This window comes from Rhizobium sp. RHZ01, from assembly GCF_014851595.1.
Classification (GTDB): domain Bacteria; phylum Pseudomonadota; class Alphaproteobacteria; order Rhizobiales; family Rhizobiaceae; genus Rhizobium; species Rhizobium altiplani.
In genome coordinates this window covers 42,351-54,768 of the sequence record NZ_JACUZZ010000012.1, presented here as the reverse complement: position 1 = coordinate 54,768, position 12,418 = coordinate 42,351, and the positions used below count along the sequence as shown (strand labels likewise).

Sequence of the window (12,418 nt, the reverse complement as noted above, 5' to 3'; positions counted from 1 at the left end):
TCGATTAAGGTCCGGAGTAACCGTATCGATACTCATCCACGGGACGAGCGCGCACGGTTTGAAGGCAAGTCGATCCGCGCCAATGGTGGCGCGGTTGCTTCTGCCCTGGCTTTTGGCGGTTGGGACAATACTTATGGCTACAATCAATTCCACGAATTTCAGCGGCGATACGCTCGAGATCATTGCCTTCAGACTTCACGATCAGGAATTCTGCGTAAAAACCACGACGATCCGCGAAATCCGCGGCTGGGCCCCGTCGACACCGATCCCGCACGCGCCAGCCGATGTCATCGGCGTAATGAACCTGCGCGGCTCGGTGATCCCGATCATAGACCTCGCCTTCAAGCTCGGCATGAAGAGCACGGTCGCCAACGAGCGCAGCGCCATCGTCGTGGCCGAAGTCCACAACATGGTCATCGGCATGCTGGTCGACCGCGTCTCGGACATCCTCACGATCTCCTCCAGCCAGGTACAGCCGGTTCCTGAAGTCACCGCTTCCTTCGATCGCGCCTTCTGCGAGGGTATCATCGCCTCGGAGAACGGCATGATCTGCTTCCTGAACCTCGCCAAGATGTTCAAGGAAAGCGAGACGGACGATCTCGCCGCCTGATATCGGCTCTTTACCCAGATAAAAAGCCGCCTGGAGGGCGGCTTTTTGTTGATGCTGCAGTAGCAGGAGAACTGTGGTCGCAGACTGGCCGGACGCGGACGCTGGCGTCGATACGTCAGCGCTGACGCTGCTGTTCGAGATCCTACTGGGGGGCGCTGGCCGCCGGCTCAGGCCGTTTGATCAAGGGCGCGGCTTGGACAACCAGCGGACTGAGGCCATTGCCCTCCCGCTCCATGATCTCGAACAACTGCCGCCGCATGCGCGGTTCCCAGAACTTGTTGATATGCGTCGCCACGCCCTGCGCGGCTTCGCTCTCCGGCTGGGTCTTGAAGAAGGTCGCGATCTGGTTGGCCATATAGACGAGCTTGGACTGCGTATCATGCGACATCGGATATGCTTCCCGGATGAATGCGGTGCGGATGCGTGAAAATCTCGAAGTCCTCGCCTCGCACCAGGGCGACGAGGGTCATGCCGGCCTCTTCGGCGGTACGAATTGCGAGAGCAGTCGGTGCGGAAATGGCAACGAGGACGGAGGCGCCGAGGATTGCCGCCTTCTGCACCATCTCGACGGACAGGCGGCTGGTAACGGCGACAATGCCTGCCGCGCCGGATTGCCGTTGCCGAGTGATCGCGCCACACAGCTTGTCGAGCGCATTGTGCCGGCCCACATCCTCGCGCACCGCCAGCAGTCCCTTGCCCGGCACATAGAAGCCGGCGCCGTGCACGGCGCGCGTCTCGCGATGCAGCGGCTGCGCACCGTTCAGCAGCGAGATGGCCTGAACGATATCGCGATGAGTGACTTGAAGCGACACATCGGCGACGTCAGGAACCTTGCGAACGGCCTGTTCGATCGACTCGATGCCGCAGAGCCCGCAGCCGACCGGTCCGGCCATGCTGCGTCGGCGGGCTGTCAACGCGGCGGCGACCTCGTCAACGAGAGAGATCTGGACGTCAATGCCCTTCTTGCCATTGACAATCTCAATTGCAGCGATCTGCCCGATGTCGGAGATGATCCCTTCCGTCAGGCTGAAGCCGATGGCGAAATCCTCGAGATTGCCGGGCGTTCCCATCATCACCGCATGCGTGCTGCCACCATAGGAAAAGGCGATCGGCACCTCCTCCGGAACGATCCGCTCGCCGGGCATGACGACGCCGCCGCTGCGGGCGGCGCGCTTCACGGCAAGGCGGGTCGGGCGGTCGCTCATCACTCGGCAGGCTCCAGTTTGCCAACGATGCGGCGGCTTTGGCGTGCCTGCTCGTCATAGTCGCGCTGCCAATCGGTCGGGCCGTTGGAAGGCGAGACCTGCACCGCCGTCACCTTGTATTCCGGGCAGTTCGTCGCCCAGTCGGAGAAGTCGGTGGTGATGACATTCGCCTGCGTGTCCGGATGGTGGAAGGTCGTGTAGACGACGCCGGGCGCGACGCGATCGGTGATCAGCGCACGCAAGGTGGTGTCGCCCGAGCGGCTCATCAGCTTCACCCAATCGCCATCGCGAATGCCGCGCTGTTCGGCATCGTGCGGATGGACCTCCAACCGGTCTTCGGAATGCCAGACGACATTTTCGGTGCGGCGCGTCTGGGCGCCGACATTGTACTGGCTGAGAATGCGCCCGGTCGTCAGCAGCAGCGGGAAGCGCGGTCCCGTCCGCTCATCGGTCGCGACATATTCCGTGCGGATGAACTTGCCCTTGCCGCGGACGAAGCCGTCGACATGCATGATTGGCGAGCCCAATGGATGTGCCTCATTGCAGGGCCACTGCACGGAGCCCACCTTGTCAAGATAGTCGTAGGAGACCAGCGCGAAGCTTGGCGTCGTTGCGGCGATCTCGTCCATGATCTCCGAAGGATGCGTGTAGTTCCAGGGAAGGCCCATGGCCTGCGCCATCTTTTGCGTCACCTCCCAATCGGCATAGCCGTTGCGGGGACTCATGACCTTGCGAACACGGTTGATGCGGCGCTCGGCATTGGTGAAGGTACCGTCCTTCTCAAGGAAGCTGGACCCCGGCAGGAAGACATGCGCGTAGTTCGCCGTCTCGTTCAGGAAGAGGTCGTGCACGACGACGCATTCCATGGCGGCGAGGCCGGCCGCGACGTGCTTGGTATCGGGGTCGGACTGCAGGATGTCTTCACCCTGGACGTAGAGGCCCTTGAACGATCCGTCGACCGCTGCATCCAGCATATTCGGAATGCGCAGACCCGGCTCGTTGCTGATCTTGACGCCCCACAACTTCTCGAAGATGTCGCGCGTCGCGTCGTCTGAGATGTGGCGATAGCCGGGCAGCTCATGCGGGAAGGAGCCCATGTCGCAGGAGCCCTGCACGTTGTTCTGGCCACGCAGCGGGTTCACGCCAACGCCGGGGCGACCGATATTGCCGGTGACCATGGCGAGGTTGGCGATCGCCATGACAGTGGTCGAACCCTGGCTATGCTCGGTAACGCCGAGGCCATAGTAGATCGCGCCGTTGCCGCCGGTGGCGTAGAGACGCGCCGCGCCGCGCACGAAATCGGCTGGAACGCCGGTGAACCTCTCCGATGCTTCGGGGCTATGATGCGGCTCGGCGACAAAGCTTGCCCAATCCTCGAACTCTGACCAGTCGCAGCGTTCGCGAATGAAGGCTTCGTCAAACAGCCCCTCGGTCACGATGACATGCGCGAGCGACGTCAGGATCGCGACGTTGGTGCCGGGCTTCAGCGGCAGGTGATAGGAGGCTTCGACATGCGGCGAACGCACGATGTCAGTGCGGCGCGGGTCGATGACGATTAGCTTGGCGCCCTGCCTCAACCGCTTCTTCAGGCGCGAGGCAAAGACCGGGTGTCCATCGGTCGGATTGGCGCCGATGATGACGACGACATCGCTTTTCTCGACGCTGTCGAAGTCCTGCGTGCCGGCCGACGTGCCGAAGGCCTGGCCGAGACCGTAGCCGGTCGGCGAATGGCAAACGCGGGCGCAGGTGTCGACGTTGTTGTTGCGGAAGCCGGCGCGCACTAGCTTCTGCACCAGATAGGTTTCCTCATTTGTGCAGCGAGACGACGTGATGCCGCCGACCGAGTCGCGGCCATACTGATACTGGATGCGGCGGAATTCCGAGGCGACATGCGCGAAGGCCTCGTCCCAAGTCACTTCGCGCCAGGGGTCGGTGATCTTCTCGCGGATCATCGGATTGAGGATGCGGTCCTTGTGGCTGGAATAGCCGTAGGCGAAGCGGCCCTTGACGCAGGAATGGCCGCGGTTCGCCTGTCCGTCCTTCCAGGGCACCATGCGCACCAGTTCTTCGCCGCGCATCTCCGCCTTGAAGGAACAGCCGACGCCGCAATAGGCGCAGGTGGTGACAACGGAATGCTCCGGCTGGCCGATCTCGATTACCGACTTTTCGATCAGCGTCGCTGTCGGGCAGGCCTGCACGCAGGCGCCGCAGGAAACACATTCGGACGAGACGAAGTCCTCATGCATTCCGGCTGAAACACGTGAATCGAAGCCGCGGCCTTCAATGGTCAGCGCGAAGGTGCCCTGCACTTCCTCGCAAGCGCGCACGCAGCGCGAACAGACGATGCATTTGGCCGGATCGAAGGTGAAGTAAGGATTGGACTCGTCCTTCGGCGCCCATTTGAGATTGAGATCGCCGTTGTTGCGTGCCTTGACGTGATTGTCGCCATCATAGCCATAACGCACGTCGCGGAGACCGACGGCGCCCGCCATGTCCTGAAGCTCGCAATCGCCGTTGGCCGCACAGGTCAGACAGTCGAGCGGATGGTCGGAGATGTAGAGCTCCATCACGCCCTTGCGGACATCCTTCAGCCGGTTCGTCTGTGTCGAAACAACCATATCAGGTGCAACCGGCGTCGTGCAGGACGCAGGGAGACCCGCCCGCCCCTCAATCTCGACCAGGCAGAGCCGACAGGAGCCGAAGGCATCCATCATGTCGGTGGCGCAGAGCTTCGGAATCTCGATGCCCGCGTCCATCGACGCGCGCATGACGGATGTTCCCTCCGGCACCGTCACCTGGTTACCATCAATGGTGAGCGTCACCATGGTTTCGGAGGTCGAGGCCGGCGTGCCGTAGTCTATTTCGTGGACGAGAGGCATGGTCTTACTCCGCCGCTTCGATAAGAGGTGTGGGAACGAAATCTTCGGGGAAATGCGTCATGGCGCTCATGACCGGATAGGGCGTGAAGCCCCCGAGCGCGCAGAGCGACCCGAATTTCATGGTGTTGCAGAGATCGGCAAGCAGCTCGCGGTTCTTCTCCGGCTCGATGCCGCGGGCGATCTTGTCCGCCGTTTCGACGCCGCGCGTCGAGCCGATGCGGCAGGGCGTGCACTTGCCGCAGCTTTCGACGGCGCAGAATTCCATTGCGAACCGGGCCTGCTTCAGCATGTCAGCACTCTCGTCGAAGACGACGATACCGGCATGGCCGATCAGTCCGTCCTTGGCAGCGAAAGCCTCGTAGTCGAATGGCGTGTCGAACAGGGAGCGCGGGAAATAGGCGCCGAGGGGACCGCCGACCTGAACCGCCTTCACCGGCCGCCCGGATGCCGTTCCGCCGGCAATGTCATCGACCAGGTCGCCAAGCGAAATGCCGAAAGCCGTCTCGAACAGACCGCCATGCTTCACATTGCCGGCGATCTGGATCGGAATGGTTCCGCGCGACCGGCCGAGGCCGAAGTCGCGGTAATAGGCCGCCCCCTTGTCCATGATCACGGGCACGGAAGCGAGCGAAATGACATTGTTGATGACGGTCGGACAGTCGAAGAGGCCCTTGTGGGCCGGCAGAGGTGGCTTGGCACGGACGATACCACGCTTGCCTTCGAGGCTGTTGAGAAGCGCCGTCTCCTCGCCGCAGACATACGCGCCCGCGCCGGTGCGGACTTCCATGTCGAAAGCCTTGCCAGAGCCCAGAACCGACGTGCCGAGAATGCCGGCGCTGCGGGCAATATCGATCGCCCGGCTCATCGCCGCGATCGCATGCGGATATTCCGAGCGGGTATAGATGAAGCCCTTCTTCGCGCCCGATGCAAGGCCCGCGATCGCCATGCCTTCTATCAGCACGAAGGGATCGCCTTCCATGATCATTCGGTCGGCAAAGGTGCCGCTGTCGCCCTCATCGGCATTGCAGACGATGTATTTGCGATCACCGGGAGCGTCGAGCACCGTCTTCCACTTGATGCCCGTCGGGAAACCTGCGCCACCGCGGCCACGCAGGCCGGAATCGGTGACTTCCTTGACGACATCGGCGGGCGACATCGAAACCGCGCGACGCAAGCCGGCGAGGCCGCCGTGAGCCTCATAGTCATCAAGGGAAAGCGGATCGGTGATGCCGCAGCGGGCGAAGGTCAGGCGCGTCTGACGCTTGAGGAACGGAAGTTCCTCGACCTCGCCAAGACAGAGGGGATGATCGGCGCCGGTAATCAATCCGGCATCAAACAGCGAAACGACGTCCTTTGCCTTCACAGGCCCATAGCCGATGCGCTTGCCCGAGACCTCAACCTCGACCAGCGGCTCCAGCCAATGCATGCCGCGCGAGCCATTGCGCACGATCTTGGCGTCGAGGCCGCGCGCCACAATCTGCTCGGAGATCGCCTTGGCCACATGCTCGGCGCCCAATGCCATGGCCGCGGCGTCGCAGGGAACATAGATCCGGACGGTCATCGGCGTGCCTCCGAAATCAGCGCCTCGAGATCGGCGGCATCCACCCGGCCATGAACCTCGCCATCCATCATCGCGGACGGGGAGCAGGAACAGAGCCCCAGACAGAAGACGGGCTCGAGGGTAATCGCTCCATCCGGCGTCGTACCGTGCCAGTCGATGCCCAGCAGCGCCTTGACGCGTTCGGCAAGCGCATCGCCTCCCATCGATTGGCAGGCCTCGGCACGACAGAGCCTCAGCACATGCCGGCCAGCGGGATGGTCGCGATAATCGTGGTAAAAGGTAACAACGCCGTGCACCTCTGCACGCGAGAGATTGAGCTCCTTCGCGATGACGGGCAGCGCTTCTTGCGGCACATGGCCGAACTCATCCTGGATCTCGTGCAGGATCGGCAGAAGCGGACCTTCGAGATGCTTGAGTTGATCGATGATCGCGATGGTGCGCGTTGCGATATCGCCTTTGGCGACATGGATATTCATCAGCAGCCCTCCCACGGCCTGCACATTGCGCGTCGCGGGCCTGGGCAGGCGGGCTTTCCTCAGAACCCTATGGCCGACAGAACCGCTCGCGTCCGTTCATTATAGAACTTTCTCAGGGATGGACGAAGCGATCAATAATGCTGTTCCGTCAATCGATAGAAGATTCCTATCAAGAATCGGGGTCTTCAGCGAGAATCCGAGCCTCATGCAGCAAGGCGGAAACCAATGGCGTGAACGGTTCACGATGCGTCGCAACCAGACCAACAAGATGATGTGCCCGCGGCTCGGTGATCGGGATCATCCGTATTTCGGCCGGAAAGCCGAAGGATTTCGCGACATTGCGGGGCATGATGCTGGCCCATCGCCCGGTTCGGACGTGCGAGAAGAGCACGATCATCGAATTCGATTCGAGCGTCGGATGCGCCGTGACGCCCACTTCGGCCAGATGCTGGTTGATGATACGGCGGTTTTGCATGTCCGCAGTCAATAGACAAAGCCGAAGATCGCCCACTTCCTTCCAGGTGACGCTGTCGCGCTCCGAAAGAGGGCTGCCGGCGGCGGTAATGAGATTGTAGTGCTCGGCATAGAGCGGCACGCTGGTTACCCGCCCGAGCGGCTCGTTTTCCAGATAGGTGATGCCGGCATCGATCTCGAGATTCTCCAGCATGCTCAGCACTTGCAGCGAATTGCGCGACACAATCGAAAAGGTCACATCCGGATGGCGCTCCTGAAACGGCGTCGTAATGCGCGGCAGCATGGCCAACGCCGTCGGGATTGCCGCAATCTTTATATGTCCCGAAAGGCCCGTACGCGCCGCCCGCATCTCCTGGCGCATCGTGCGGGCATCGCCGACGATGCGCCGCGCCCATTCGAGCACCCGCTGTCCCTCGGGCGTTAACCCCTGGAAACGCGAGCCGCGCTGCACCAGCATGACGCCAAGCTGATCCTCGAGCTGACGAATGGCGGCAGATAACGTCGGCTGCGAAATGCCGCACTCTTCCGCGGCCCGGCCGAAGTGCTTCTCGTTGGCGAGCGCGATAAAGAATTCCAACTTGTCGATCATCCGGCCTCCGCACCGAATTGCAGCACAGCGTCATTTTCACGCTCGGGAAAGCGCTCCGCAAGGTCGGTTAACTGCCTTACGTTCTCGAAACCGTCGCGAACGAAAAATGCAGCAGCAAGGTCGTGTCCGAATGAGCGACGCTGGGAGAACACCTCCAGAAGGGCCCCTCGTCAGCAGATGAGCTGGCCACCATTGATCTCCAGCACCTGCCCGGTGATGTAGCCGGATAGAGAAGGCGCCGAAAGGAAGAGATAGGCGGGGGCGCAATCTTCCGAGGTCCCCAATCGCTGCAAGGGAATGGTCTTGCGAGCCTGTTCCAGCTTTTCCGGCGACGAGTACCGTTGGTGAAAGTCGGTCTCGATCGTTCCCGGCGACACGCAGTTGACGCGAATGTTGTCGGGTGCGAGTTCCCTTGCCAGCGCCTTCGAATAGGTCGCGACGAAGGCTTTCGACGCCGAATAGATCGCCGAACCGGGACTTCCGCCCGTCAGCGCGGAAATCGAGACCGTGTTGACGATCGACGCTTCCTGCGATGCGCGGAGCGCCGGCAGGAGCCCACGCGTCACTTCCACAACCGACGTCTGGTTCAGCCGTACGATCACTTCGTATTGTTCGTCGGTCAGCGCACCGGCCGGAAAGCGACCGACCATGGTGCCGGCGTTGTTGACCAGCACGTGGATCCGGTCGAACGTTGCGAGGGCTTTTTCGGCAAACGCGCTGGTGCCGCCCTGTGTCGAAAAATCGGCGGTAACGAGAAAAGCTCGCCGGTCTTCCTCCGCCGTCAGCAGGAAATCCGGCAAATCGCGCGCGGCGCTGCGCCCGAGGTGCACCAATACCCTCGCTCCGCAGTTGAGAAACTGCCGCGCCACCTCCAGGCCGATGCCGCGACCGCCACCGGTGACAACCACGTTGCGGTTTTCGAACAGCTTGGGGTGAAACATCCAGTCCTCCACAGCGTGAGCGAGCTGTTTGCAGCTCTTGCATTGTTCTGATGCCGCGCGGGGAGCGCTGCCTAGTCGTCGGTTTCCAGCAGGCGCGGACCCGGCCCATCTCTGGCTAGCCGATCATATGGATTGCGCAGCGGGCAGCTTTCAACCGAGAGGCAACCACAGCCAATGCAATCCGTCAACCTGTCGCGCAAAGCAACGAGGCGATGGATGCGGGCATCGAGATCGTCCTTCCAGAGGGCCGACAGGCGCTGCCAATCCGTAGCAGTCGGCGTGCGGCCCTGCGGCAGCGTATCGAAAGCGGCCTGGATCTCCGCCAACGGAATGCCCACGCGCTGCGCCACCTTGATGATGCCGAGACGGCGGAGCACGTCGCGACCGAACCGGCGTTGATTGCCACGAGAGCGGATACTCGAGATGAGGCCCTTTGCTTCGTAGAAGTGTAGTGCAGAGACGGCAAGGCCGCTGCGCTCGGCAACTTCGCCGATGGACAGCAGCTTCCTGAATGGATTGCTGGAGCCTTCTTCCACAGTCTCAGCCTCAAGTTAACTTGAGGTACTATAGCCGAGTGCTTCGCGATCGGAAGCCTACATCGTGGCGAGGACAGACGGCAGAAAAGAAAAATGCGGCCCGAAGGCCGCTTCAAAACGCCGGACGTTGGCGTAGATCAATCCTGGTCGATCACACCCTGCAGGTGCGTCAGTTCCATGATGTAGTGTTCCAGGCGCGACTTGTGCTCATGATGCACGGCGTCTTCGATCTCGCGCTTCGCCGCTTCGATGCGAAGCGTCAGCTCGTCCTTGGAGAGATCCTGAACGATGACCGCGGATTCAGCCAGCAGCGTGCAGCCGGTCGGCAGAATATCGGCGAAACCGCCGAAAACCACGTAGTCCTGCTTCGAGCCATTGGCGAAACGAACGCTGACGATGCCGGGCTTGATGGTCGTCATCGTCGGGGCGTGGTTCGCCATAACCGTCATCTCGCCGTCGGTTGCCGGAATGACAACTTCGGTCACCATCTCCGAAAGGAGCAGGCGCTCGGGAGACACGAGTTCAAAATTGAAATTGTCAGCCATCAGTGACTTACCTTCTCGGCGGCTTCTGTATCTTGCAAGTTCGTCCCGCAGAACGGGCAATGTGCTATCGCCTGATCGAGATATCCAAGACCTTCCTCGGTCTGGATCAGTCCTACCACCATCATCATCTTGCCGTCGTTCGATCTGTAGATCGTCGGTGCGGCCGGGGCAGGAAGCTCTGCTGCGACTTCCCGAAGGGCGTCGCAGCAGAAGATCTCGTTAAGAGCGTCGCTCATCAGGCAGCTGCGGACAGCTTCTTGGCCTTCTCGATGGCTTCGTCGATCGAGCCAACCATGTAGAAGGCAGCTTCCGGCAGGTGGTCGTATTCGCCGTTGACGAGGCCCTTGAAGCCCTTGATCGTGTCTTCGAGGGCGACCAGCTTGCCCGGCGAACCGGTGAAGACTTCGGCAACGAAGAACGGCTGCGACAGGAAGCGCTCGATCTTACGGGCGCGGGCAACGGCCAGCTTGTCCTCTTCGGACAGTTCGTCCATGCCCAGGATGGCGATGATGTCCTGCAGGGCCTTGTAGCGCTGCAGCGTCGACTGAACCTTACGAGCCACTTCGTAGTGCTCTTCGCCGACAACGATCGGGTCGAGCATGCGCGACGTGGAGTCGAGCGGGTCGACCGCCGGGTAGATACCCTTTTCAGCGATCGAGCGCGACAGAACGGTCGTTGCGTCCAGGTGGGCGAACGAGGTTGCCGGAGCCGGGTCGGTCAAGTCGTCGGCCGGAACGTAAATGGCCTGAACCGAGGTGATCGAGCCGGTCGTCGTGGTCGTGATGCGCTCCTGCATCTGGCCCATGTCCGTTGCGAGCGTCGGCTGGTAGCCAACGGCCGAAGGAATGCGGCCGAGCAGAGCCGACACTTCGGAACCTGCCTGCGTGAAGCGGAAGATGTTGTCGACGAAGAACAGAACGTCCTGGCCCTGGTCGCGGAAGTTTTCAGCAACCGTCAGACCGGTGAGAGCGACGCGAGCGCGGGCGCCCGGCGGTTCGTTCATCTGGCCGTAAACGAGAGCGGCCTTGGAGCCTTCGCCGCCGCCGTGCTTGTTAACGCCGGATTCGATCATCTCGTGGTAGAGGTCGTTACCTTCGCGGGTACGCTCACCCACGCCGGCGAATACCGAGTAACCACCGTGCGCCTTGGCGACGTTGTTGATCAGTTCCATGATGAGAACGGTCTTGCCGACGCCTGCGCCGCCGAAGAGGCCGATCTTGCCGCCCTTTGCGTAAGGAGCGAGAAGGTCGACGACCTTGATGCCGGTGACGAGGATCTGTGCTTCCGTCGACTGATCGACGTAAGCCGGAGCGTCCTGGTGGATAGCGCGCTTGGAAGCGGTGACCAACGGACCTGCTTCGTCGACCGGCTCGCCGATGACGTTCATGATACGGCCGAGCGTTTCCGGACCAACCGGAACGGCAATCGGAGCACCGGTGTCAGAAACCGCCTGACCGCGAACCAGACCTTCGGTCGAGTCCATGGCGATCGTGCGAACTTCGTTCTCGCCGAGGTGCTGCGCTACTTCGAGAACCAGGCGGTTGCCGCCGTTGCTCGTTTCAAGCGCGTTCAAAATCGCCGGCAGTTCGCCTTCGAAAGCAACGTCCACGACGGCGCCGATAACCTGCGTGACCTTGCCGGCAGAGCCTGCCGCAGTCTTGGGGGTAGCTGCCTTAGCCATCTTCTTACCCTCTTTTCCCTAACCTCAGAGCGCTTCCGCGCCCGAAATGATTTCAATGAGTTCCTTGGTGATCTGAGCCTGACGCTGACGGTTGTAGTTGAGCGTCAGCTTGTTGATCATTTCACCAGCGTTGCGCGTTGCATTGTCCATCGCGCTCATCTTGGCGCCCATTTCACCGGCGACGTTCTCAAGGAGCGCGCGGAAGATCTGGACGGAAATATTGCGCGGGATCAGATCCTCGAGGATCGATGCCGGATCCGGCTCATACTCGTAGACTGCGCCGGCGTGCTCCGCATCCTCTGCAACAGCCGTGGGGGCCGATGCGGGGATGAGCTGCTGTGCCGTCGGAACCTGCGAGATGACCGACTTGAATTCGGAGTAGAACAACGTGCAGACGTCGAACTCATCGGCTTCGAACATGTCGATGATGCGCTTGCCGATCTGGTCGGCATTCTCGAAACCGACCTTCTTCACATCACGCAATTCCTTGCGCTCGACGATGAGCGAAGCGAATTCGCGGCGCAGAACGTCGTAGCCCTTCTTGCCGACGGTAAAGATCTTGACGGTCTTGCCTTCAGCGAGAAGCCTGCGAGCGTGATCGCGCGCAAAACGCGAGATCTGCGAGTTGAAGCCGCCGCACAAGCCGCGTTCGGCGGTGCAGACGACCAGCAAGTGAACCTGGTCCTTGCCGTTGCCGGTCATCAGCGCCGGCGCACCGTCGGCCTCCGTCATCGCACCGGCGATGTTTGCCAGAACGGCACCCATGCGCTGCGAGTACGGACGGGCGGCCTCGGCCGCCTCCTGGGCACGCCGAAGCTTCGCCGCGGCGACCATTTTCATCGCCTTGGTGATCTTCTGCGTCGCCTTGACGGAGGCGATCCGGTTTTTCAGATCCTTAAGTGAAGGCATCCGTTATCCGTC

General features: G+C 61.6%; 13 protein-coding genes. 1 reads left to right on the top strand and 12 read right to left on the bottom strand.

Annotated features, from left to right (window positions below; translation table 11 throughout):
- Positions 1-133: 133 nt before the first annotated feature.
- Positions 134-610 (top strand): chemotaxis protein CheW, encoded by a 477-nt coding sequence (locus tag IB248_RS14420; RefSeq protein WP_007796914.1) that lies wholly within the window; start codon positions 134-136, stop codon positions 608-610.
- 142 nt (positions 611-752) lie between these two features.
- On the opposite strand, the gene IB248_RS14415 is transcribed toward IB248_RS14420, so the two are convergent.
- From IB248_RS14415 to IB248_RS14360, 12 genes are all read right to left on the bottom strand, one after another.
- Positions 753-998, bottom strand: a complete 246-nt coding sequence (locus IB248_RS14415; protein ID WP_169681378.1) for a formate dehydrogenase subunit delta — start codon at positions 996-998, stop codon at positions 753-755.
- Positions 988-1,815: a formate dehydrogenase accessory sulfurtransferase FdhD gene (fdhD, locus tag IB248_RS14410; RefSeq protein WP_169681381.1), complete on the bottom strand. Its 828-nt coding sequence runs from the start codon at positions 1,813-1,815 to the stop codon at positions 988-990. Before fdhD ends, IB248_RS14415 begins: the two co-directional genes overlap by 11 nt.
- Complete coding sequence (fdhF, locus tag IB248_RS14405; protein WP_025658212.1) at positions 1,815-4,694, bottom strand: formate dehydrogenase subunit alpha; 2,880 nt, start codon at positions 4,692-4,694, stop codon at positions 1,815-1,817. Before fdhF ends, fdhD begins: the two co-directional genes overlap by 1 nt.
- Positions 4,695-4,698: 4 nt before the next feature.
- Entirely contained in the window at positions 4,699-6,255 is a 1,557-nt protein-coding gene (locus tag IB248_RS14400; protein WP_169681383.1) for an NADH-quinone oxidoreductase subunit NuoF, read from the bottom strand.
- A complete protein-coding gene (locus IB248_RS14395) occupies positions 6,252-6,731 on the bottom strand; it encodes a formate dehydrogenase subunit gamma (protein ID WP_026371588.1) in 480 nt (159 codons plus the stop codon). Before IB248_RS14395 ends, IB248_RS14400 begins: the two co-directional genes overlap by 4 nt.
- A gap of 169 nt (positions 6,732-6,900) precedes the next feature.
- Positions 6,901-7,794 carry a LysR family transcriptional regulator gene (locus tag IB248_RS14390; RefSeq protein ID WP_018855726.1) on the bottom strand — a complete coding sequence of 298 codons (894 nt, stop codon included), beginning with the start codon at positions 7,792-7,794 and terminating at the stop codon, positions 6,901-6,903.
- A gap of 170 nt (positions 7,795-7,964) precedes the next feature.
- On the bottom strand, positions 7,965-8,735 hold the full coding sequence (locus IB248_RS14385) for an SDR family oxidoreductase (protein ID WP_018855728.1): 771 nt from the start codon (positions 8,733-8,735) through the stop codon (positions 7,965-7,967).
- 71 nt (positions 8,736-8,806) lie between these two features.
- Positions 8,807-9,271, bottom strand: a complete 465-nt coding sequence (gene soxR / locus IB248_RS14380; RefSeq protein ID WP_018855729.1) for a redox-sensitive transcriptional activator SoxR — start codon at positions 9,269-9,271, stop codon at positions 8,807-8,809.
- A 137-nt stretch (positions 9,272-9,408) separates the two neighbouring features.
- Positions 9,409-9,816, bottom strand: a complete 408-nt coding sequence (locus tag IB248_RS14375; protein WP_018855730.1) for a F0F1 ATP synthase subunit epsilon — start codon at positions 9,814-9,816, stop codon at positions 9,409-9,411.
- A complete protein-coding gene (locus IB248_RS14370; protein WP_018855731.1) occupies positions 9,816-10,052 on the bottom strand; it encodes a hypothetical protein in 237 nt (78 codons plus the stop codon). The genes IB248_RS14375 and IB248_RS14370 overlap by 1 nt, the downstream gene beginning before the upstream one ends.
- Entirely contained in the window at positions 10,052-11,497 is a 1,446-nt protein-coding gene (gene atpD / locus IB248_RS14365; protein ID WP_018855732.1) for a F0F1 ATP synthase subunit beta, read from the bottom strand. The genes IB248_RS14370 and atpD overlap by 1 nt, the downstream gene beginning before the upstream one ends.
- A gap of 24 nt (positions 11,498-11,521) precedes the next feature.
- Positions 11,522-12,406: a F0F1 ATP synthase subunit gamma gene (locus IB248_RS14360; protein WP_018855733.1), complete on the bottom strand. Its 885-nt coding sequence runs from the start codon at positions 12,404-12,406 to the stop codon at positions 11,522-11,524.
- Positions 12,407-12,418 lie beyond the last annotated feature (12 nt).

Coding starts and splice junctions, on each gene's coding strand:
- IB248_RS14420 (WP_007796914.1), top strand. CDS start 134: ATGGCTACAATCAATTCCACGAATTTCAGCGGCGATACGCTCGAGATC.
- IB248_RS14415 (WP_169681378.1), bottom strand. CDS start 998: ATGTCGCATGATACGCAGTCCAAGCTCGTCTATATGGCCAACCAGATC.
- fdhD (WP_169681381.1), bottom strand. CDS start 1,815: ATGAGCGACCGCCCGACCCGCCTTGCCGTGAAGCGCGCCGCCCGCAGC.
- fdhF (WP_025658212.1), bottom strand. CDS start 4,694: ATGCCTCTCGTCCACGAAATAGACTACGGCACGCCGGCCTCGACCTCC.
- IB248_RS14400 (WP_169681383.1), bottom strand. CDS start 6,255: ATGACCGTCCGGATCTATGTTCCCTGCGACGCCGCGGCCATGGCATTG.
- IB248_RS14395 (WP_026371588.1), bottom strand. CDS start 6,731: ATGAATATCCATGTCGCCAAAGGCGATATCGCAACGCGCACCATCGCG.
- IB248_RS14390 (WP_018855726.1), bottom strand. CDS start 7,794: ATGATCGACAAGTTGGAATTCTTTATCGCGCTCGCCAACGAGAAGCAC.
- IB248_RS14385 (WP_018855728.1), bottom strand. CDS start 8,735: ATGTTTCACCCCAAGCTGTTCGAAAACCGCAACGTGGTTGTCACCGGT.
- IB248_RS14375 (WP_018855730.1), bottom strand. CDS start 9,816: ATGGCTGACAATTTCAATTTTGAACTCGTGTCTCCCGAGCGCCTGCTC.
- IB248_RS14370 (WP_018855731.1), bottom strand. CDS start 10,052: ATGAGCGACGCTCTTAACGAGATCTTCTGCTGCGACGCCCTTCGGGAA.
- atpD (WP_018855732.1), bottom strand. CDS start 11,497: ATGGCTAAGGCAGCTACCCCCAAGACTGCGGCAGGCTCTGCCGGCAAG.
- IB248_RS14360 (WP_018855733.1), bottom strand. CDS start 12,406: ATGCCTTCACTTAAGGATCTGAAAAACCGGATCGCCTCCGTCAAGGCG.